The 24343-nt window shown below is 29.8% G+C and carries 18 protein-coding genes and 1 tRNA gene; 12 read left to right on the forward strand and 7 right to left on the reverse strand.

Features of this window, described 5'->3' with window-relative positions:
* Nucleotides 1-191: 191 nt before the first annotated feature.
* From GYM73_RS04965 to GYM73_RS04975, 3 genes are all read right to left on the reverse strand, one after another.
* Nucleotides 192-1469, reverse strand: a complete 1278-nt coding sequence (locus GYM73_RS04965) for a replication-associated recombination protein A (RefSeq protein WP_185149850.1) — start codon at nt 1467-1469, stop codon at nt 192-194.
* 224 nt (nt 1470-1693) lie between these two features.
* Nucleotides 1694-2086 (reverse strand): hypothetical protein, encoded by a 393-nt coding sequence (locus tag GYM73_RS04970; RefSeq protein ID WP_220233150.1) that lies wholly within the window; start codon nt 2084-2086, stop codon nt 1694-1696.
* 16 nt (nt 2087-2102) lie between these two features.
* On the reverse strand, nt 2103-3617 hold the full coding sequence (locus tag GYM73_RS04975) for a GH3 auxin-responsive promoter family protein (RefSeq protein WP_220233151.1): 1515 nt from the start codon (nt 3615-3617) through the stop codon (nt 2103-2105).
* A gap of 173 nt (nt 3618-3790) precedes the next feature.
* Between GYM73_RS04975 and GYM73_RS04980 the strand changes: the two genes are divergently transcribed.
* From GYM73_RS04980 to GYM73_RS05015, 8 genes are all read left to right on the forward strand, one after another.
* Entirely contained in the window at nt 3791-5545 is a 1755-nt protein-coding gene (locus GYM73_RS04980; RefSeq protein ID WP_220233152.1) for a long-chain fatty acid--CoA ligase, read from the forward strand.
* 238 nt (nt 5546-5783) lie between these two features.
* Nucleotides 5784-5870 (forward strand) — tRNA-Ser (locus tag GYM73_RS04985).
* Between the two features lie 167 nt (nt 5871-6037).
* Entirely contained in the window at nt 6038-6283 is a 246-nt protein-coding gene (locus tag GYM73_RS04990; RefSeq protein WP_220233153.1) for a hypothetical protein, read from the forward strand.
* A gap of 288 nt (nt 6284-6571) precedes the next feature.
* Nucleotides 6572-9607: a type I restriction endonuclease subunit R gene (locus GYM73_RS04995; protein ID WP_220233154.1), complete on the forward strand. Its 3036-nt coding sequence runs from the start codon at nt 6572-6574 to the stop codon at nt 9605-9607.
* Entirely contained in the window at nt 9600-10868 is a 1269-nt protein-coding gene (locus GYM73_RS05000; protein ID WP_220233155.1) for a restriction endonuclease subunit S, read from the forward strand. The genes GYM73_RS04995 and GYM73_RS05000 overlap by 8 nt, the downstream gene beginning before the upstream one ends.
* A gap of 3 nt (nt 10869-10871) precedes the next feature.
* Nucleotides 10872-11990, forward strand: coding sequence for an AAA family ATPase (locus GYM73_RS05005; protein WP_220233156.1), 1119 nt, complete (start codon nt 10872-10874; stop codon nt 11988-11990).
* Between the two features lie 21 nt (nt 11991-12011).
* Entirely contained in the window at nt 12012-13643 is a 1632-nt protein-coding gene (locus GYM73_RS05010) for a type I restriction-modification system subunit M (RefSeq protein ID WP_220233157.1), read from the forward strand.
* A 1047-nt stretch (nt 13644-14690) separates the two neighbouring features.
* Nucleotides 14691-14837, forward strand: coding sequence for a hypothetical protein (locus GYM73_RS05015; protein ID WP_160543263.1), 147 nt, complete (start codon nt 14691-14693; stop codon nt 14835-14837).
* 294 nt (nt 14838-15131) lie between these two features.
* On the opposite strand, the gene GYM73_RS05020 is transcribed toward GYM73_RS05015, so the two are convergent.
* Entirely contained in the window at nt 15132-15731 is a 600-nt protein-coding gene (locus tag GYM73_RS05020) for a DUF4468 domain-containing protein (RefSeq protein ID WP_220233158.1), read from the reverse strand.
* A 1462-nt stretch (nt 15732-17193) separates the two neighbouring features.
* Here GYM73_RS05020 and GYM73_RS05025 point away from each other — a divergent pair.
* Nucleotides 17194-17832 carry a porin family protein gene (locus tag GYM73_RS05025; protein ID WP_160543261.1) on the forward strand — a complete coding sequence of 213 codons (639 nt, stop codon included), beginning with the start codon at nt 17194-17196 and terminating at the stop codon, nt 17830-17832.
* A 291-nt stretch (nt 17833-18123) separates the two neighbouring features.
* Here the strand turns inward: GYM73_RS05025 and GYM73_RS05030 are convergent, their stop codons facing one another.
* Entirely contained in the window at nt 18124-19146 is a 1023-nt protein-coding gene (locus GYM73_RS05030; RefSeq protein WP_220233159.1) for an asparaginase, read from the reverse strand.
* Nucleotides 19147-19213: 67 nt separating this feature from the next.
* On the opposite strand from GYM73_RS05030, the gene GYM73_RS05035 reads away from it, so the two are divergent.
* The 3 genes from GYM73_RS05035 to GYM73_RS05045 all read left to right on the forward strand — a co-directional run bounded on the left by GYM73_RS05035 (nt 19214) and on the right by GYM73_RS05045 (nt 21399).
* Nucleotides 19214-19894, forward strand: a complete 681-nt coding sequence (locus GYM73_RS05035; protein ID WP_160565080.1) for an RNA methyltransferase — start codon at nt 19214-19216, stop codon at nt 19892-19894.
* Nucleotides 19891-20778, forward strand: coding sequence for a hypothetical protein (locus tag GYM73_RS05040; protein ID WP_220233160.1), 888 nt, complete (start codon nt 19891-19893; stop codon nt 20776-20778). Before GYM73_RS05035 ends, GYM73_RS05040 begins: the two co-directional genes overlap by 4 nt.
* An 87-nt stretch (nt 20779-20865) precedes the next feature.
* Nucleotides 20866-21399, forward strand: a complete 534-nt coding sequence (locus GYM73_RS05045; protein ID WP_220233161.1) for a GNAT family N-acetyltransferase — start codon at nt 20866-20868, stop codon at nt 21397-21399.
* A gap of 75 nt (nt 21400-21474) precedes the next feature.
* Here the strand turns inward: GYM73_RS05045 and gyrB are convergent, their stop codons facing one another.
* Nucleotides 21475-23412: a DNA topoisomerase (ATP-hydrolyzing) subunit B gene (gene gyrB / locus GYM73_RS05050; protein WP_220233162.1), complete on the reverse strand. Its 1938-nt coding sequence runs from the start codon at nt 23410-23412 to the stop codon at nt 21475-21477.
* A 157-nt stretch (nt 23413-23569) separates the two neighbouring features.
* Nucleotides 23570-24328, reverse strand: a complete 759-nt coding sequence (tpiA, locus tag GYM73_RS05055) for a triose-phosphate isomerase (protein ID WP_160556681.1) — start codon at nt 24326-24328, stop codon at nt 23570-23572.
* Nucleotides 24329-24343 lie beyond the last annotated feature (15 nt).

Here is a 24343-nt window from a genome sequence, read left to right on the forward strand (position 1 = left end):
ATTTCCTATACAAAAATACGTATAACTAAATTAATTAATGATTCAAAAATAGAGACGAACTAAGATTCTTATCTTAGTTGCAACTATTGAATGGCAAGGTTGGAAAAATTAAAATAGGACTAAAAGGAAGATTTATTCTATTTTACTACATCTTATTACATCACTGAATTTTAGTCGATTCTGTGATCATATTAAAAATTGTATTTATCCATCCACAAATTTTTAAGATAATCTCTGAGTTTGTTTTCTCTCGGATTATTACCGGGTTGATAAAAACTTTGATGAGAAGCTTGATCGGGTAAAAATTCTTGATATACAAAATTTCCCGGATAATCATGGGCATATTTATATCCTGAACCGTAATTCAGCTCTTTCATTAATTGAGTGGGTGCATTTCTTATTGGTAGAGGAACGGGCAAATTTCCTGTTTCTTTAACATATGCTAAGGCTGAATTTATTGCTAAATAGGAAGCATTTGATTTAGGAGAGGTTGCTAAATAAATGGCACACTGACTTAATAAAATTCTTGCTTCGGGATTTCCAATGACATTTACCGCTTGAAAGGTATTATTTGCTAATATTAAAGCTGTAGGATTGGCCATACCTATATCTTCTGAAGCGGAAATAACCATCCTTCGGGCTATAAATTTAATGTCTTCTCCCCCATCCAGCATTCGAGCTAACCAATATACGGCTGCATTGGGATCTGAACCTCGAATCGACTTTATAAAGGCGGAAATGATATCGTAATGTTGTTCTCCTCCTTTATCATACAAAGCCATATTTTGTTGAATGACTTTTTTTATTTCTTCATTATTGATATGGATTTCCTCCTGATCACTGAATTGTTGTACTACTAAATCCAAGCTGTTTAACAGTTTTCTGGCATCGCCTCCTGAATATTGCAATAAGGCCTCTTCTTCATCTATGATTATTTTCTTTTGGGACAAAATTTCATCTTCTGTTATAGCTCTGTGCAATAAATTGGACAACGCTTTTTTATCTAAGTGATAAAGGGTATATACCTGACACCTGGATAATAGTGCTGATACAACTTCAAAACTGGGATTTTCCGTGGTTGCTCCGATTAATACGACCCATCCTTTCTCAACGGCTTGTAATAAACTGTCTTGCTGCGACTTGTTGAATCGGTGGATTTCATCAATAAACAAAATAGGACTTTTTCCGGTAAATAAATTTTGATTTTTAGCCTTTTCTATTACTTCTCTTACTTCTTTAACTCCGGAGCTTACGGCACTAAGTGTATAATAGTCTCTTTGAGATTCATGGGCTATTATTTCTGCCAGAGTTGTTTTTCCTGTTCCCGGAGGACCCCAAAAAATCATGGAAGCCAGATTTCCACTTTCCACCATTCGTTTAATGGGACCGTCTTTTCCAATTAAATGATTTTGATATTGATAGTCCTCAAGGGTTTTCGGACGCATTCTTTCTGCTAAAGGTGACTGGATCATCCTCTTATTTATTAATACTGTTTCTAAATGTAATTATTTATTTTCAAATTTTATTATTTAAGGCAATAAATTTTTACATTTTCTAGTGTATATATGCTATACATATTTGAATTTAAAACTTTAAAAAAATCCTACTTTATAAAAATAGAGTTACCTAAAGTTTCTGTAGTTTTACCATATAATTTTTCGTAAACTAATATTATATTGAATAGATATCCTTATTAGTTATTTTTGTAAAGCGTTTTGCCGTCTTTTTCTAATTCATAAGTATCATTAATTTTTTTTACTATCCAATTTCCATTTTTCCATTCAGTATCATTTATCTTTTGTGCGATCACTGAACCGGGTATTTCAGATGAAAATATTTCTATACGATCTTTATCTACAAGTATATAAGCTGCTTGAGTAGAGGTTGTGGAAACTGGTTTTAATTTAATTCCTACACTAAATGGTTGAACGCAATCTCTTTTAATTTGCGACCATTGAGATCCGGTAGATCTTTTACACCCGTGTTCGTCTGCATCATTTCCTACAATGACCGAATGGGTATTATTTTTAGATGAACAGGCAAGTAAGCTTAGAGTAGTTCCTAAAATTAAAAAAAATTGTTTCATTATTAAAGTTTTTAGATTATTTATGGTTTAAGTTCAGCAATGAATCCAAATATTCCCTGTCATTAGCTAAACGGGGTATTTTATTTTGACCACCCAATTTACCTCTTTCCTTCATCCAGTCATAGAAAAGATGAGGTCTTGCTAAATGTACTTTGGGCATCGTTAATGTCATATTATTATATCTTTTGGCTTCATAGTCAGAATTTAATTTCTGCAATTCATTATCTAAAATTTCCGTAAATTTTTCCAGAGAATTCGGTTGACGCGCAAATTCTATAATCCACTCATGCGAACCTTTTTCTTTTCCTTTCATAAATATCGGCCCGGCCGTATATTCGGATATTATCGCTTGGGTTTCTTTTTCCGCCTCTTTTAAGGCTTTTTCAGCATTTTCAACCATCAATTCTTCACCAAATGCATTAATATAAAATTTGGTTCTTCCCGTAACTCTTATTCTATACGGATTTTTAGAAACAAACTTTACCGTATCTCCTATAATGTATCTCCACAATCCGCCATTAGTTGTTATAACCAATGCATAATTGGTGTCTAACTTTACATCTTCAATGGATATAACTGTCGGATTATCCGAATAAAATTCATCCATAGGTATAAACTCATAAAATATACCATAATCGAGCATTAAGAGCATATCTTTACTTTCATTGGTATCTTGCATGGCAAAATACCCTTCGGAAGCATTATAAATTTCATAATAATTAATCGGTTTGGAAAATATGGATGCATACTGCTCAACATAAGGAGTAAAACTTATTCCCCCATGAAAGAAACATTCAACATTCGGCCATACTTCATCAATGTATTTTTTATCAGTGGCTTCCAAAACTTTTCTTAATAATACCATCATCCAGGAGGGAACTCCGGTAAAACTTCCCACATCTTGCGTAATGACTTGTTCCACAATTGCCGGTAATTTGATTTCCCAATCTTTTAAAAGAGAAACTTCTTTATTTGGAGTGCTTTTCCATTCTGCCCAAAAGGGTAGATTATCTATTAAAACGGCAGATAAATCTCCATATTTCGAATCGAAACCGGCGTAATTTTCCCTGGTTCCTCCCAATCTTAAATTTTTACATTGAAAAATTTTTGTATTTGGATTATGGAAAGCATACATTGAAAATAAATCTTTTCCTGCCTTATAATGACATTCTTGTAAGCTATCTTCTGTAATTGGAATAAATTTACTTTTAGCATTGGTTGTACCGGATGATTTGGCAAACCATTGAATTACTCCGGGCCATATAACATTTTTTTCGCCTTTTCTTGCTCTCGTTATATAAGGTTCGAAATCTTCATAATGTACTAATGGAACTTGATTTTTGAAATCCTTATATGAAGTTATTTGATTAAACTTATATTTTTTCCCGTATTCGGTATCTTTTGCCTTATATAAAAGAGCTGTTAATACGGCATTTTGGGTATCTTCAGGATTATTAATGAACACTTCCATTTGCTTAACCCTTTTCTTTACATACCACTGGATAAAGGTATTTACAATTCCTGATACCATTTCTTTACTAATTTTAGGATATAAAAGTACATATATTACTAAATCTAGCCAAAAATTAACTAATTTTTGAAATAATTAACATACCTTAATTTCATAAGAATTATATTATTCTTAACTTTACATTTCGAGATTTAGGCTTATCTTATTCTAAATTTCGATAAAAAAAATTATATATGAATTTTTCGCAAATCATACTTGATAATAAAGTATTATCTTCTAAAGTAGCCTTAAATTTTAAAGAAAATCATGAATGGAAATCGTATACTTGGTTAGAGTTTACTAATTTAGTTAAACAAACAGCCAATGCTCTAAAGTCTTTAGGTGCTAAACCTGATGACAAGATTGCCATATATGCTGATAATATGCCGCAATGGATGATTTTAGATTTAGCGATTCTTACTATTGGTGCTGTTACTGTACCGATTTTTGCTACTCTAACTTCTGAACAAGCTGAATACATTATAGATGATGCTAATGTAAAAATTATTCTTGCCGGAAATGAAAAACAATATACGAATTGTTTAAAGATCTATTCTAAAGGAACATCTCTTGAACATATTTTAGTAGCTAAGAATTTTATTGAATTACAAAGTAAATATTCCTATCATTTTTATGATTTGATTAAAGATCAGTCAACAGACTGTGAAGTGGTTTCTAAAGATAAAGACGATATCGCTTCTATAATATATACTTCCGGAACAACCGGAGAACCTAAAGGCGTAATGCTTTCTCACGGAAATTTTATCGAAGCTTGTAAAGCTCATGAAAGTTTCTTTGGTTTTACTCCTAAAAATGAAAATTCATTAGTGTTTTTACCATTAAGTCATGTATTCGAAAAATGTTGGAGTTCATTTGTACTTTCAAGTGGTGGACAGCTGAGCTTTTGTGAAAACCCGAAAGAAATATCACAATTTCTTTTAGAAGTGAAACCGACAACCATGTGTTCGGTTCCTCGCCTTTTCCAAAAGATTTTCATTTCTGTTAATGAAAAGATCCAAAACAGTCCCAAATTTTTAAAGAAATTATTTACATCATCTTTGAAAATTGGTCAAAAATACTCCAATCTAAAAAGAAATGACAAAAAAATCCCTTGGTTTTTAGCCCTTAAGTATAAAATCGTTGATACACTGTTTTTCAAAAAAGTTAAGAAACAATTGGGAGGAAATCTTAGATTTATTCCTGTGGGAGGAGCTTCGATCAGTCCTGAAATAACAGAATTTTTGGATTGTATTGGAATTCATTTATGTGTGGGATATGGCTTAACTGAAACCACTGCAACTGTGGCAGCTTTTCCGTTGAAAAACTATGACTATAATTCAGTTGGTAAGCCCATGACAGGAGTACAAATACGTATAGGCGATGAGAATGAAATTTTAATTAAAGGATACGGAGTTTTTAAAGGTTATTATAAGAAGGAAAAAGAGACTAAAGATGCATTTACTGCCGATGGATGGTTCAAAACCGGTGATGCAGGAAAATTTGACGAAAACGGTAATTTAATTATTATTGATCGCATTAAAGATTTAATGAAAACGTCTAACGGTAAATATATTTGTCCGCAGCCGATTGAAAATCTTTTAACCAATGATAATTATATTGAGAAAGCTGTGGTTGTGGGTGATAATAAACCGTATGTAACTGCCTTATTAGTACCTAATTTTGAAGCGTTGAAACATTTTGCAGAAAATTTAAATATTCATTTTAATTCTTTTGAGGAGCTTATATCTCATCAAAAAATAAAAGATTTGTTCACTGCGAGAATCAATCATATTCAGCAACATTTAGCAGGATTTGAAAAAATTAAAAAATTTCAATTGCTTCCTATGGATTTTAACATGGATTCTGGTGAGATCACTCCTACTTTAAAAGTTAGACGTAAAATTGTATTGGAAAAATTTAAATTTCTAATCGATGATATGTATAGTTAACAGTAAATAAATTCTTATTATTATAAAAAACAACTAAGATAATCTTAGTTGTTTTTTATTTTATAATTAGTGTAATCAGAAACATAGTTTTAATACTATTTGAGTTTTATATCTATATTATTAATTTCTTGATGAAATATAAATTTAAACGTTCATCCCGATAAAATTTAATTTTAATAAAGATTATATTATAGTTGGTTCAATCTAAAAATATTTCTATATTTGCGCTCTACTAAACAGAGAGGTGCTCGAGTGGTTGAAGAGGCTACCCTGGAAAGGTAGTATACGGGTAACCGTATCGTGGGTTCGAATCCCATCCTCTCTGCTAATAAACCCGCTTAAATAGCGGGTTTTGTTGTGTTTACGCGGTTTATAGCCCTTTTTTACGTTTTTTTATCTATGCCATATTCTGCCATATTCTGCCAATTTTTTGATACCTTTTTTTAAAAAAGTATCAAATTTTTTGATACCTTTAATCAAATTTATAATTACATGGATAGCTTATCATTACGCTTTATATTTGACAGGAAAAATGAAATTAAGAATAAAGGTAAAGAAACAGGGCTATTACACATTGAAGTCAGGCAGAACAAAACCATAAACCGTATATTTATATCTACAGGCATTAGATTAAAACCATCTGAATTTACATCCAAAAACGGATTTACCTGCAAAAACCATCCTAATGCAACTGCTATAACCGCTAAGGCTCATCGGATCCCATTATTATTTCGGTAGTTTATATTTTTAAATTCTATATTATATTTTACTGTATTACATATAATTAACATAAAAATAGATTTTAAAAATACCCATTCGGGATCAAAAAAATTGAATCTTCTTAAGGGCTTGGATGAGATAACATTAGAATAGTAAATATGATTTATAATCATCAATAAGCGTTGCTTTTTATGTATATTTGTACTCTTTATCTAATTAACTAGTAACAGAACAGATAAATTACTAACCATCTGTAATTAACAGAATAGGGAATAATATATATCATTTTGGCATATACATTTATATATGATTAAAGAAATAGAAATAGAGAAAAAATTAATTAAACAACTTTCAGATTTAAAATATAATTATCGCCCGGATATAGTTGATAGAAAAACACTTGAGGAAAACTTTAAAGCCAAATTTGAAGAGCTTAACCGTGTTCATCTTTCAGATAGTGAATTTTCTCGACTTCGGGAAGAAATAATTAATTCCGATGTATTTACTACATCCAAAATGTTGCGTGAAAAACAATACTTCCTGCGTGAAGATGGAACTCCTCTACACTATACTTTAGTAAACATCAAGGATTGGTGTAAAAATAATTATGAAGTTATACATCAATTACGCATTAATACAGAAAATAGTAATCAACGTTATGATGTTATTCTTTTAATCAATGGTTTGCCTGTGGTGCAGATTGAATTAAAGAAGTATGATATATCGCCGCGAAAAGCCATGCAGCAAATAGTGGATTATAGAAACGAACCGGGCAATGGTTACGGAAACTCTCTGCTTTGCTTTATGCAGTTATTTATAGTTAGTAATGAAAGCAGAACCTTATACTTTGCGAATAATAAAAATGAGCATTTTGCATTTAATGCAGATGAACAATTTCTTCCGGTTTATGAATTAGCTGACATCAATAATAACAAGATTAATAATCTTTATGATTTTGCTGATAAATTCCTCAAAAAATGCACACTTGGAGAAATGATTAGTAAATATATGGTACTGGTGGAAAGCGAACAAAAATTGCTTGTGATGCGTCCGTATCAGATTTATGCAGTAGAGGCTATTATTAACTCTATTAAACAAAACAGAGGAAACGGTTACATTTGGCATACTACAGGAAGTGGTAAAACCCTAACTTCTTTCAAAGCCTCTACTTTGATGAAAGATATGCCTGATATTGAAAAATGTTTATTTGTAGTTGACCGGAAAGACCTCGATAGACAAACCCGTGAGGAATTCAATAGATTTCAGGAAGGGAGTGTAGAAGAAAATACCAATACAGAAACATTGGTAAGGCGTTTGCTTTCTACCGACTATGCCGACAAAGTAATTGTTACTACCATCCAAAAATTGGGTTTGGCTTTAGCCGAGGAAGATAGTAAGCATAACAAACCAAAGGAAAAAAACGGTAAAGAAATTTATAAAAAGAGGTTAGAACCTTTGAAAGATAAACGTATGGTTTTCATTTTTGACGAATGCCATCGTTCTCAATTTGGAAATTATAATACAGCGATAAAAGCGTTTTTTCCCAATGCAAAGCTATTTGGTTTTACAGGTACACCCATTTTTGGAGATAATGCGACTTATGTTATAAGAGAGGGGGAAGAAGCAACATACAAAGTGACGGAAGATATATTTGAACACAAGTTACATAAATATACCATCACTCATGCTATTGATGATAGAAATGTATTGCGTTTTCACATAGATTTTTTTAAGGGCAAAAATTCTACTAAAATAAATCATGGAGAAACGGTTAAACGAAAGGCTGTTGTGGAGTCCATTTTGGAGAAGCATAATGGAGCAACCAACAACAGAAAATTTAATGCTATTTTGGCTACTGCTTCTATCAACAATGCTATTGAATACTATCAGTTATTCAAAGAAGTTCAGAAAAAGAAACAAAGCGAAAATCCTGATTATCTGCCGTTGAATATTGCTTGTGTATTTTCACCACCCGCACAGTTAATTGCTAAGGATGGAGACCGTCAAAGCCAAAAGAATGCAGCAGATATCAAGCAACTTCAGGAAGATTTAATTCAGGAAAGAGAAGACAATACACAAAACCCTGAAGAAAAGAAAAGAGCTTTAACGGAAATTATTACCGATTACAATATACAATACGGTACGAATCATAGCATCCATGAGTTTGATTTATACTATCAGGACGTACAAAAACGCATTAAAGATCAAAAATATAGTAATAAAGATTATCCACATAAAAATAAAATTGATATTACCATAGTAGTGGATATGTTGCTTACAGGTTTTGACAGCAAATACCTGAATACTTTGTACGTAGACAAAAACCTGAAATATCACGGACTGATTCAGGCATTTTCACGAACCAATCGGGTACTCAATGACTCCAAGCCTTACGGCAATATCTTAGATTTCCGTTCGCAGCAGGATGCCGTAAATCAAGCTATCGCTCTTTTTTCGGGAGAAGACAGTGGACAGTCCAGAAAAATTTGGCTGGTTGATCCTGCTCCGGTAATTATTGAAAAATATAAAGAAGCCGTAGATAAATTGGGAGATTTTATGCAACAACAAAACCTTGTTAATGAACCGCAAGAAGTATACGGATTGAGAGGAGATGCTGCAAGGATTACCTTTATGAAAAACTTTAAAGAGGTACAACGGCTTAAAACCCAACTTGATCAATATACAGACTTGGATGAAGATCAAAAAACTACCATCGAAACCATTTTACCTTACGAAACTTTACAAGAATTTAGAAGTTCGTATTTGGAAACAGCGAAGCGACTAAGAGAAATCCAGCAAAAAGGAGGCGATGAAGTACCGCCCGAAATTCAACAACTGGATTTTGAATTTGTATTGTTTGCCTCTGCAGATATAGATTATGATTATATCATAAAACTGATTGCAGACAATACGCAAAAGAAACCTTCTAAGCATAAGATGACTAAAGAACAGGTAATTAGTTTGCTGAAATCCAATTCCAATTTAATGGAAGAAGAAGAAGATTTAACCGAATATATCAACAGTTTGGATTGGAACAGCGGACAGGATGTAAAGGCGCTTTATCAAGGGTACAATACATTTAAAGTTCAAAAATACAACAAAGAACTGGCTGCCATAGCTCACAAGTACGGATTAGAAACAGCAGACCTGAAAGCTTTTGTAGAAGAGATCATGAGCCGGATGATTTTTGACGGGGAAAAGCTTACGGATTTATTAGAACCCTTAAGCTTAGGCTGGAAAGAACGCAGGGTTAAAGAATTAGCATTGATGGAAGACCTAGTACCCCAATTAAATAAATTAGCCCAAGGACGTGAAATATCAGGATTAACAGCTTATGAGTAAAAAGACTAAATTAACACCTGAATTGCGTTTTCCTGAGTTTGTGGATGAAGGTGAATGGGAGGAGAAAATACTTGGGAAACTCGCAAAAATAATAGTCAAAAAAAATAAAGATGGATTAATAAATAATGTTTTTACTAATTCCGCTATTGATGGCATCGTAGACCAAAGGGACTATTTTGATAAAGATATTGCAAATAAAAATAATTTAGAGAATTATTATATAGTAGAAGATGGCGACTATGTCTATAACCCTCGTATTTCGAATATTGCTCCAGTAGGTCCAATATCTAAAAACAAAACAAAGAAAAGAGGGGTACTGTCTCCACTTTATACTGTTTTTAGATTTACAAATAAAAATAACGATTTTTATGAGTACTATTTCAAAACAATTCATTGGTATAGCGCAATAAGAAAAGCTTCAAACACTGGTGCCAGATTTGACAGAATGAGCATAACAGATTCTGTTTTTATGAATATTCCGATTTTATATCCTTTACCCAGCGAACAACAAAAAATAGCTTCCTGCCTATCCTCTTTAGATGAGATGATAGCAGCTCAAGTCCAAAAGCTGGATCTGCTTAAAGACCACAAAAAAGGATTAATGCAAAAGCTTTTTCCTCAAGAAGGAGAAAAAGTACCTAAATATAGGTTTAAGGAATTTGAGAAAGATGGAGAGTGGAATTTAAAAGAGTTTTCAAATTACATTAAACTATATAGAGGAAGCTCTCCAAGGCCAATCCAAAATTACTTAACACAAGATAAAAATGGTGTTAATTGGATAAAAATTGGTGATACGAAGAATGCTATTAATTCTACTATTTATAAGGTTGAGGAAAGAATAACTCTTAAAGGAGCTCAAAAATCTCGAAAAGTTAAAACTGGAGAATTGATATTAGCAAACTCAATGAGTTTTGGAAAAACCTATGAATTAGCAATTAATGGTTATATTTATGATGGTTGGTTTGTGCTTCGTGAATATGAAAATCATTATTATAAACCTTTCTTATTACAACTGCTTAACTCAGATTATATGCAAAGGCAATATCAAAAATTATCTGCTGGTGGAATCGTCCAAAATATTAGTAGTGAGATTGTATATAAAACAATACTTTTTCACACTTCGTTCAGAGAACAACAAAAAATCGCATCTTGCCTATCATCCTTAGATGCTTTAATTACAGCCCAGACAGAAAAGATAGAACAGCTAAAACTACATAAAAAAGGTTTGATGCAGGGATTGTTCCCTAAAATAAACGACTAGAATATGAGTACAATAATTAATTTTACAAACCTTGCAGAGGTAGCCCAGCATCTCCGAAAAGATTTACTAGGAGATAATCGTAAAATGAAAGATTTGGTATTATTATTTGCTCATAATGGTAGTGGTAAAACCCGGCTTTCCATGGAATTTAAACAGGTCGGAAAAAAGGTTGATGTTGATGGTAATGTAACCAGTCGGGATACTTTATATTTCAATGCGTTTACTGAAGATTTATTCTTCTGGAATAATGACCTTGAAAATGATACCAACCGAGTACTTAAATTAAATCCTGACTCTGTATTTTTTGACGGATTACATGAGTTGGATTTGGATGTCAAAATTGAATCATTTTTTAATAATTATGTAGATTTAAAGTTCGGCATCGATTATGATACCTCCACCGTAGCTTTTTCACGAAGCATGATTGTTGACGGAAATGAACAAACTGTAGAGAATATTAAAATCTCAAGAGGGGAAGAAACCTTATTTATATGGTGTTTTTTTCTCGCCATTTGTCAGTTAGCTATTGATAAAGACCCTGCATACAGTTGGGTGAAGTATATTTATATTGATGATCCCATATCCTCCCTTGATGAAAATAATGCTATTGCGGTTGCTTGTGATTTATGTAATTTAATTACCACGGAAGGTAACATGATTAAAACGGTAATATCAACTCATCATGGCTTGTTTTTTAATGTTCTTTGGAATGAATTAGGTAGAAAAAAACTAAAGAATAAACGCTACTTTTTACACTGTAAAGGAGCTGATGGTTATGCTTTACAAAATACCAATGATACCCCTTTTTTTCATCATATAGCCATACTGAGCGAATTAAAAAAAGTCTGTGAATCAAATAAAATTTATACCTATCATTTTAATTCTTTGAGAAGTATTTTAGAAAAAACGGCAACTTTTTTTGGTTATGATAAAATTGATAAATGTATTGTTGGTTTAGAAGATGAAGTACTTTTTGAACGGGCATTACAATTATTCAGCCATGGTAAATATTCAATATTCGACCCCGTAGAAATGGGAGATGACAACAAAGAACTTTTCAAAAGAATTTTTACCGGTTTTACAGAAAAGTACGAATTTCATTTTCCAGAAATATTTAACTAAAAAACTTAAAACAGAAACAGTATGACACAACAAGATAAAAATAAATTAGGGGATACACTTTGGGTTATAGCAGATCAATTGCGAGGAGCCATGAATGCGGATGACTTTCGTGATTATATGCTTTCGTTTCTCTTTCTCCGGTATCTGTCTTTTAACTATGAAGAAGCAGCCAAAAAGGAATTAGGAAAAGATTATCCCGAAAGTTCTTCTAAAGATAACCGAGATGATTTTATTGTACCTCTCCCTTTACAATTCTGGTACGACAAAAACCAAGAGGATATAGAAAATTTTGAAATGCAGATGCGTAGAAAAGTTCACTATGTTATCAAACCGAAATATTTATGGAGTAATGTTACCGAACTAGCTCGTACTCAAGATAATGATTTATTGGAAACACTCCAAAAAGGGTTTCGTTACATTGAAAACGAATCGTTTGAAACCACATTTAAAGGTTTGTTTTCTGAAATCAATCTGAACTCGGAAAAACTCGGAAAAACTTCCAAAGAAAGAAATGATAAGCTTTGTAAGATAATTACAAAAATAGCCGAAGGCATTGCTGATTTTTCTACAGATACCGATACTCTTGGAGATGCTTATGAATATTTGATTGGAAAATTTGCCGCCGGTTCAGGAAAAAAGGCAGGAGAGTTTTATACTCCTCAACAAATTTCAACCATTCTTTCCCGAATTGTTATCTTAGATACTCAAGACCCTGTAAGAGGTCCAAAATCTAAATTAGACAAAGTATTGGATTTTGCCTGTGGTTCGGGTTCGTTACTATTAAATGTAAGAACCAAATTAAGGGAAAATGGCGGTACTATAGGGAAAATATACGGGCAGGAAAAAAACGTAACGACTTACAATTTGGCACGTATGAATATGCTTCTACACGGCATGAAAGACACCGAGTTTGAAATTTTCCATGGAGACACTTTGCTCAACCAATGGGATATATTGAACGAAATGAATCCTTCTAAGAAGATTGAGTTTGATGCGATAGTAGCTAACCCTCCTTTTAGTTTACGTTGGGAACCGAACGATACTCTGGCAGAAGATTTTCGTTTTAAAAGCCATGGGTTATCGCCAAAATCAGCAGCTGACTTTGCTTTTTTATTACACGGATTTCACTTTTTAGCTAAAGAAGGTACTATGGCTATTATATTGCCTCATGGTGTTTTATTTCGTGGAGGAGCAGAAGAGCGAATACGAACTAAGCTATTAAAAGATAATAATATTGACACGGTTATTGGTTTACCTTCCAATTTATTCTACTCAACAGGTATTCCGGTTTGTATTCTGGTTTTGAAAAAATGTAAAAAAGAGGATGATATTTTGTTTATTAATGCCGGTGAACATTATGAAAAAGGTAAAAGGCAAAATTCATTAGAAGATAAACATATAGATAAAATTGTCGAAACATATCAGCACCGATATGAAATAGAACGATATTCTCGTAAAGTTTCGATGGAAGAAATTGTGAAAAATGGGTATAACCTAAATATTTCGAGATATGTAGATATATCAGATGATGAAGTACCAATTGATTTAAAAGAGGTAAATAAAAAATTGATATCAATAAACAAAATAATAAAAACAAATACGGATAAACATAATGAATTTCTAAAAGAGCTGGGGTTACCTCCTATTAACTAATAGGAAGAGTTATAAATTTAATGCAAGGCGCAAATATCTATATTTAGATACTTGCGAAAAGCTTGAATAAAACTACACTGAACGTACGATAGTATACATCGGTTTAATCAATGTTTAATTGTAGTTTTTCTTTTTTAGGAGTGTTATCAAACCGTTACCGTAATATATAAATAAAAATAAGATCTTATAGAACAATGTTACGATATTTTAGAAAGAGACCATCCTCTCTGCTAATAAACTCGCTTATATAGAGGGTTTCCTTGTTTTTATACAGATTATGGTGCTTTTTTACGTTTTTTCACCTGTGCCATATTCTCCTAATTTTTGTTACACTATTTTAAATTTGTAACAAAAGTTTATTACAATTTGTATTAAAGATATTGTACTAATTTATTATTAAATAAATTTTTAAAGATTATCTTTAATATAATAATTAGGAATTTGAATATTCTACATCATAATAAAAATTTACTTTAGAATATAAAAAATCACTCTGTATTGAGTAATTCAGAGTGATTTAGAATGTTCAATTAATTTTTCTATGTCTAATATGTCAAATTTCTAATGTCTAATTTAAATATATACAAATTTACAATAAAAGATTTATGTGACCAAAAAATTCATGATTTAAAATACAACAATCTATTTTTTCTCATAAATAAATATAAATTTAAAGCCTTATAAAATTATAATTATAGCTTATACCAACGACTATGGTTGGTGTTCATCCGTTTTTAATGTCGGTGCCAAAGCAGCCTCCAAAAAACACCGATACGAACAGTAATATTTTATTTTTTATGCCTTTCTTTAAAGACAGCAGCAATAGTAAATCCATTACTTTCATAGGCCATCCTAAAAATAAATTTTTAGAAATTAATATTATTTTAATACTTAAATAAATTGATGAAACAATGGAAAATAATACTAAACACCTAAAGAGAACTTAGAGGAAATATTGGGCAACGGTTTTATATCCAGACAATACCCTTCATCAATAAATATAAAAACAAAAGCTACATTATAACTAATTAAAAGTAAGTAGATATTATGAGAGACCAAACTAATGACGATTTACAACTCATTTTCAGATGTATGACAAGAGATCCGGACACAAAAAAATTTCAAGCCATATTAGAATTATTTTTAAATAAAGAGAAAGAAGAAACAAACTATTTAGATAGTTGGATTTTGTAAAATTCTGAAAGAATCCCCATTAAAGCAACCATAAAAGAATCTAAAGATAAAAAAAATGATTAAAAAAATTTTTTTTCAATTGCGGAAGTCAGTGATGCCGGAGACGGTAGTGTAAAATTTGAATGAGAAATAGGTAAAGGTATTTCCGTAAATCATCTTCAACAAGGACATAATAATAATTATATTAAATATAAGAAATACAAATTTTACATTGTACAAATAGTAAAAAAAAATCCGCTGATAATTCAACGGATTAAATTTTTGATGGTTATGATGTGTCACAAAATTAAAAATTTACCAATCAGAATTTTCTATATCTTTTGATGTAGAACCTTCTTTAATAGTTTTTTCTAAGTTTTCTAATGTAACATTGGCTTTTTTGAATGTTTTATAAAATGCTTTAGCCATAATTGTTTTATTCGCACCATTAGGATTTATTGGATATTCTTGGGCAATATTGGTTGTTGTATAACTTGGTGCCGTATTTCTACTAACTATTTTTTTTTCATATTGTAAAAGTGTTACCATAGCTCTAGCTTTACCTTCTTTAGCATCTATTCTCAATATATACGTTGCATTAACGTTCATCGTGAAGATATTGATACCCTTATGTACATTGTTATAAAGGCTTTTGCCAACAATAACTCCAGCCTCTTTATCTTGGGTCTGAATTGCTGATGACCCGTTTACATAATTATATGTAAAATAATTTAATGCCCTTTGGTAGATTTCATTTTTGCTCATATTTGGCACTTCAATGATTCTAACAACGGTAACATTATTATTATCGTCTAAACTCCATTTACCTTGTATTTCTTTAAGCATTTCTTTTGCGCTCTGTCCAAAAGAAACTGTATAAATTAAAATAAATAAAACTAAAAATATCTTTTTCATACTAATCAATTTTGAATTCAAATATATAAAATTTACTTTATTTTATCTCTAATAAAAATATTATTTTTACAAATATTACTTATTTGAAAATAAAATTAAAGAGATTTATATAATAGCGATTTAGATTTAAATCTTACCAAAATATATAAATGAAATATTAATTGATTAAATTTTAACCACTTCTTACGACTTTACAAATGAGGTAATTTTTGCCAGTGCCATATTCAAAGATTATTTTTGCTAAACTTTTTACATTGGTAACAAAATTTTTTTATAAATAAAATAAGTTCTTAACAAAAAAAGACTAAATAAAACTTCATCATCTATTACGATATCAAAAAAATTTAAAATATTTTTTAAATTTTAAGCATTCATTAGTAATAATTTTAAATTTTAATTAATTTAAATTTTGAAAATCATAAAAAAAGGAATATGATATCATATTCCCTTTATTTTTTTAAGCTTAAAATTTTTATAATCACTTTAAAGTTTTAGCCATATATATATTTAAAAACTATATTCAACTAAAATTCAAGATAATATCTATATATTATGGTAAATATAATATGTTTTTAAGAAGTTGCTATTTTTAACATTTTAGCAAAACAATAAAATAAAGTTAAAGCAATAAACAATAAGGAATTTTCTAAATTAAGAGCGGAAATAATTCTTCTAAATTTCATAAGGTGTTTATTAGTGTTAATTTTACGCAAAAATACTATTATTTTTTAAAAAATCAATATTCCCCCTACTTAATTTTTAATATTATAAATATAAACAATAAAAAACATTTATTTTTATATTAATAAACACATTTATAAATAAACATATATTTATAAATATAAAATATAAAACTAATCGTATTTAGATTTTTTTTTTTATTAAATTTAATACAAAAAATTAAATATTACTATTTAATATAAATTATTAATAACTAATTTAAATATAATAGTTTTAAATTTTTAACTAAATATTATATTATTTAATTATTTTTATGATAATAATTTAAAAATAATAAAATATACTTCTCATAATTAAAAAAATTATTGTAAAAGCTTTTTATAATAATTTTTTTTTTTATAATTTTATACTGTTAAATATTATTTTTTAAATTAAAAAAATATTTTATGTAAGTTATGGGAAGCTTAATACTTCTATAAGAATTTACATGTTAGATTTAAAAAATAATTATTTTAAGCGCATATAAATTAAATATTAAGAAATAAATTAAATTTAAAAAGTTATTTATAAATATTTTTTATTATTTTATTACAAATAAATGATATAAAATACTAATAAATAATCTTTAATTATTACATATATTTTATATTTATTTAATGATATTTTCTAAGATTATTTTCATTTTTATATTTTAAAATAATGATTATATTTGCGCAAATGTTAAATTTTTTATAAAAGTTTATTAATATCTTTAAAATATTTACAAGTTATATTTCATAAAATGATTAAAAATTTACAAATTTTTTATGTAGTAATTTTATTTTTAAGTTTTTCTACATTAAAATCGCAAGTTCAATTTGGTGTAAAAGGGAGCTTGCAATTTACAAATATCAGAAATGTGCATAGACACTCAGAAACGCGTATTTTTGCACCTGCTGTAGGTTTGTTTGCACAAATTCCTTTTAATGACTTCAACGATAGTTGGTTTTTCAAACCGGAAATAGTTTATTCTGAACAAGGAGAAAAAGATGGTAAAGATATTAATGTTAAATTTTATCAGACTTATATCAACATTCCGTTGATGGTTAAGTTCTATTTTGGAGATTTTATATTCCCTCCTTGCTGTAGAGGAAAAGAAACACATGAATTATTTATAGAAGCCGGTCCACAGGTTGGTTATTTAATTCATGAAAAAAATAAACACCGAGACAAAAAATGGTACGGAGGAGCTTCAAAATTTGATATTTCAGCAGGATTAGGAGGTGGAATTAGCTTTGCCCGTAAACATGAAATAGGTATCAGATATAATTGGGGGTTAAATAATATATATGATAATAATAAAGTGTATTCAAAGCATGGAAAATGGTTTAAATCTCATAATACATCTAATTTAGGAGTTTCTTATTTTTACTTTTTCTAATATAAACACACTATTTCTATTGTTATTTAATCATTTTTTATTAGTTAATGATTAATTTAAAAAGGTATTTATTTTATTAATATATCATCATAAGTATATTGATAATGTTTACTTATGATACTGTTGTAAAATAATTTTATTTATTAATATTTATAATTTTGTATATAAAGTTATATTTATATACTATAATAAAAGTAAGTTATAAGAAAGAAAGAAAGAAATATATAAGCCTAATTTACAAGCAATTTTAATTATTTTAAAGACTAAAATAATGGTTGAAATTAATTAATCTTAATTAGTTATTTCACCGGATAAATTTTCCTCAAACTGTTTTTTGAGTATTTTACCTTTTAAATTTTGTCCGAGTAAATGCATTAGCTTAGTTGTGGCAGCTTCTACTGTTATATCATAACCACATATTACTCCTAAATCTTTAAATATGAGGCTATTATGATATTTTCCAAAATTTACATTTCCTCTTACACACTGTGTAATAACTATAATTTCTTTTCCTAACTCTTTGGCTTTATGTAAGGCTCTTAAGGTTTCTTTGTCGGAAGGAATGTTTCCCGAACCGAAGGTTCTTAAGATAATCCCTTCTAGATCATTGTCTGAAACCATTCGATCTAATAAATACTTATTTTTTCCCGGAAAAAATGTGAATATATCAATTTTATTAGCAAGATTTTTATTTACCTTAAAATCTGTATGACTAGGTTTTAAAAGATATTCTTTAAAAACTCCAAGATTAACGCCGGACTCTCCTAATTTAGGATAATTGGGTGAAATATAAGCATCAAAATGTTCTGCTGAGAATTTGGTTGTTCTGTTTGCTCTATATAATTTATATTCAAAATAAATACACACTTCGTTGATAACAGGCTTATCATTCTCATATAAAGAAGCATAATAAATTGAAGTTATCAAATTTTCTTTGGCATCTGTTCGCAATTCACCAATTGGCAATTGAGATCCCGTAAATACTACAGGTTTTTTCAATCCTTGTAACATAAAACTCATCATAGAAGCAGTATAGGACATCGTATCAGTACCGTGCAATATTACAAATCCGTCATATTTGAAATAAGAATTTTCAAGTATATTGCCTAATGTAATCCAATCAAGAATATCTATGTCTGAAGAATCAATAGGTTTTTCAAATACGTTGATATCTATATCTGCATCAATTAGTTTTATCTCGGGTATATGCTTTAATAGCGCATTAAAATCAAAAGGTTTTAGTGTTCCGGTACTATACTCTTTGATCATTCCTATAGTTCCTCCTGTATAAATTAATAAAATCTTACGTTTCATCTATATTTCTCGGTTTAAAATTGCAATTTATGAAAATATTAACAGCTTTAATTGTTATTTTTGAAACATGATTTCAAAAGAATTTTTGAATAATTTGGATTTATATAACTATTTAACAGATTTTATATCAAAAGAAAAATTTGAAAAAATAGAAAATTTGGTTAATTACAGGTCAAATTATGTACTTCCGATACTAGAGGATCTGTATCAATATCGTAATGCCGGTGCCATAGTTAGAAGTATGGAAGCTTTTGGGTTTCAATCATTGATTGCCCTGGAAAACAGAAATGAATTTAAGCCGGAAAGTACTGTTGCAAGAGGAGCCGATAAATGGATTGATATATCTTATAAGTCTTCAAATCTGGAATCTTTAAAAGAGATTAAAGAAAATGGGTATCAATTGGTAGCAGTTTCTCCTGAAAAAAATGCTATAGATATTTATGATTTTCAACTAACTCAGCCAACAGCTTTAATTTTCGGTACTGAATTTAAAGGTATAAATGAAGAAACTTTAAATTATGCTGATGCGTGTATTAAAATTCCAATGTTAGGTTTTACAGAAAGTCTTAATGTTTCTGTAGCAGCCGGAATATGTTTTTATGAAATGAGAAAGAAATTGGAAGATAGTCATTTAAATTGGCAGTTAACTGAAATTCAAAAACTTAATTTAAAAATAAAATGGGCTATAAAATCGGTTAGTTCAGGTGAGGAAATTGCAGCCCATTATATTAAATCTTTAAAACGATGAATAAAACACCTATTATACTTTTAAGTTTTATCTGTGCTTTTGCACATTCTCAAACTATTGAAGAATCTTCATATACAGAAAAAAACAAGATTATGGAATCCTTAAGTTTTACATTACCAATTTGTAATAAGGAAGTCCTAGTAAATACTTGGAAGAATTTTATCAAAAAACAAGGAGGTAAAGTGAAAGGTGGAATTGTTAATAAAGTGTATGGTTCGGATATTAAATTTTCACCAAATGGTGAAAGCTGGTTAGGAAATTTTGCATATGAATATAATGATGATAAAAGTATGACGATATTCACTTCTTTTCATAATTTATCCAATACTTTCATCAATTCAAATACTACTGAAAAAGAATTAGCAATCCCAATTCTTGAAGAATTTAAGTTAGACATTCAAAAATCTTGTGTAATTGATGATTTAACGAATGCGAAAAGTTTTACCATAAAGCTTACTAAAGAAAAAGTTCGTAATTCCGATAGAATTTTATATTTAGAAAAAATTATTCGTGACGATTACAATAAAATTGACTTAAAAGCCAACTCCAAAATTTCTGACAAAGAACAAGATAATTTAACTAAAATTAAAGAAAGGATAATTTTAAATGAAGCGGAGCTACAAACTTTAAAAAACCGTAATAAAGACATTGATCAAGAATTAAATTCTCAAACATTGGTCATTCAAGGTTTCCAAAACAAATTAGACACTCTAGAAGGTAAAGTTTCTACTGATGATCAGAGTGAAAATAATATTTCAACTGAAAGTGAACCCAATACTAATTATAATAATTCTGCTACCATTAGTACTGATAACAATGAAAATTTAAATACAACTGATCAAGAAAAAGATTATCATTCTTCAGATTATTTTGATAATCATTAATAAATTTGATCGTTTTGAAATAAATTATATTCAATTTTTTAATAAAAGTGTTTTCTCTCAATTTTAAATAAAATTCCATAAATTAATATGAAACTTGAAAAATTAAATCTTTTAGATCAAAATGAAATTACATTTGTCGAAAATAATTATACAAAATCTTTTCCTGTTGAAGAAAGGAGGCCTACGGATCAAATGTTTAAACTTTATGAAGATTATAAAGATAAATTTAAAATATTATTATGTATAAAAGACAACGAAAGGATCGGTTTCATTACTTACTGGAAATTAAATACTTTTACATTTATTGAACATTTTGCGATTTCTTCTATTTATAGACAAAAAGGATATGGAAGTAAGATTATGCAACTATTCATAGAAAAAATTTCACAACCTATTGTACTTGAAGTGGAACCTCCAACTTCACATTGGGATATACGTCGAATTAATTTTTATGAACGTTTAGGTTTCAAATTATGGAATGAAATTGAATATAAACAACCTTCCTATCATCAGGATGGTAAAAGTTATCCAATGAAATTAATGTCTCTTCGTGAAATACAATTAGATAAAGAGGAAATAAATGTTATAAAGTTAATACATTCAGAAGTGTACCAAGTTTAATCTAAAATATTACTAATAAAAAAAGCCTATTTAATAAAAATAGGCTTTTTTATTATATATAAATGTTAAAATATTTTAAGCATCAATATTTGCATAAACAGCATTTTTTTCAATAAATTCTCTACGTGGCGGTACATCATCTCCCATTAACATGGAGAATATACGATCTGCCTCAGATGCATTATTGATAGTAACTTGTCTCAACGTTCTTTTTTCAGGATTCATAGTCGTATCCCAAAGCTGTTCAGCATTCATTTCTCCTAAACCTTTATACCTTTGAACGGTAAAACCTTTACCTTGAGAATTACCTAATTGTGAAGCTATTTCCTCTCTATGTTTATCATCCCAGGCATAATATTCTTTATTTCCTTTTTTCAATAAATATAAAGGAGGGGTTGCAATATAAATATATCCTTTTTCTATCATTTCTTTCATGTAACGGAAGAAAAAGGTTAATATTAAAGTTGTAATGTGAGAACCGTCTACATCCGCATCGGTCATAATTACCACTTTGTGATATCTCAGCTTAGAAAGGTTTAATTCTTTGGAATCTTCTTCTGTACCAACAGATACCCCTAAGGCCGTATAAATATTTTTTATTTCATCACTTTCAAATACTTTATAGCTAACAGCTTTTTCTACATTAAGTATTTTACCTCTCAATGGAAGGATCGCTTGGAAGTTTCTGTCTCTACCTTGTTTGGCTGTCCCCCCTGCTGAATCTCCTTCGACTAAGAATAATTCACTTTCCTCTGCTTTACGTGAAGAACAATCAGCTAATTTTCCAGGCAAACCGCTTCCTCCTAACGGAGATTTTCTTTGTACAAGTTCTCTTGCTTTTTTAGCCGCTTGTCGCGCTTTTGCTGCAAGAAGAACTTTTTGAACAATTTGTTTTGCTTCATTAGGATGTTCTTCCAGATAATTAGTTAACATTTCGGCAACTATTTTATCTACAGCAGAACTAACTTCCGAATTACCTAATTTAGTTTTAGTTTGTCCTTCAAACTGAGGTTCCATGACTTTAACTGAAACAACAGCAGTCAAACCTTCACGAAAATCGTCACCGGTAATTTCAACCTTTTCTTTTGCCAAATTAATATTTTCATCGGCATATTTTTTCAAGGTTCTGGTTAACGCCCTTCTAAACCCGGTTAAATGCGTTCCCCCTTCATGGGTATTAATATTATTTACATATGAATGAATATTTTCCGTATACGAAGTATTATATCTCATAGCAACTTCAACCGGTATTTCATCAATCTCTCCCTCCATATGGATGATTTCATCCATTAAGGGTTCTCTGTTCTCATCTATAAATTCGACAAATTCCTCTAATCCTCTTTCAGAATAAAATTCTTCCGATCTAATGTTGCCTTCTTCATCTACTTCACGTTCATCTGATAAAGTAATAGTAATTCCTTTGTTCAAAAATGAAAGTTCACGAAGACGAGTGGCTAATGTATCGTAATTATAAATAGTTTCGGTAAAAATTGAACTGTCGGGAATAAATGTTACTGAAGTTCCTGTATGGGTGGAAACTCCAACAATTTCAACAGAAGTTAATGCAACCCCTTTAGAGTATTTTTGCTGGTATTGTTTACCGTCTCTGTTAACGGTAGCAATCAATTCAGTAGATAATGCATTGACACAGGACACTCCCACTCCATGCAATCCACCGGAAACTTTATATGAATCTTTATCAAATTTCCCTCCTGCTCCAATTTTTGTCATAACCAATTCTAAAGCAGACAATCCCGTCTGTTTATTGGTATCTACAGGAATACCTCGACCGTTATCTTTTACCGTTATAGAATTATCTTTTCCTATACTTACATTAATAGTATCGCAATACCCGGCTAAAGCCTCATCAATGGAATTGTCAACTACCTCATATACTAAATGATGTAATCCTCTAACTCCCACATCCCCAATATACATGGAGGGACGCATACGTACATGTTCAATTCCTTCAAGCGCTTGAATACTATCTGCAGTATATTTTTGTTCACTCATTTTTTAATCGTTAATTTATTTCAAGAAATGCTTACAAATATACGTAAAAATATTGATATTTACTAGTATTTAAGGTATTTCATACTCTATAAAACCAAATAAAAAAACAGATTCAAATAACTGAATCTGTTTTTTTAAAACTTATTTTATAATGTAATTAAATTTCTTTGTACGTATTGATTAATGATCCAAAGTCTTTAACATTTAAAGAAGCCCCTCCGATTAATCCACCGTCAACATCCGGTTTTGAGAAAATTTCTTTAGCATTATCCGGTTTCACACTTCCTCCATATAGAATGGATACTGAATCAGCAACCTCTTTTCCATATTTATCAGCAATTAATGAACGGATATATGCATGTATTTCTTGCGCTTGTTCCGGGGTAGCTGTTTCGCCGGTACCAATAGCCCAAACCGGTTCATAGGCAATTACTACTTTAACGATTTCTTCAGCTGATAAGTTAAATAAAGCAATTTCGGTTTGTCTTTTAACTACTTCAAAATGTTTACCTGCTTTTCTTTCTTCTAATAATTCTCCATTACAAAAAATAGGGGTTAAACCATTATCTAAAGCTATTTTAACTTTAGCTCCTATTTGTTCGTCTGTTTCTTTATGATATTGTCTTCTTTCAGAATGGCCAATGATTGAACCGTCTACCTGAATAGAGGTAAGCATTTCTGCGGAAATTTCTCCTGTATATGCTCCCGACTTGTGTTCGGAAATATCTTCAGAAAAAACTTGTACATTTTTATGATTAGCTTTGGCATTTTCTAAATATATAAATGGTATACCTACAACAACTTCACATTTAGGTGAATTAGATTGAATAAATGAGTCAATTTCTGCTAATAAAGCTTTAGCTTCAGGCAATGTTTTATTCATTTTCCAATTTCCGGCTACAATTTTTTTTCTCATATGTATGTTTATTAA

This window comes from Apibacter sp. ESL0432 (genome assembly GCF_019469225.1).
Classification (GTDB): Bacteria; Bacteroidota; Bacteroidia; order Flavobacteriales; family Weeksellaceae; genus Apibacter.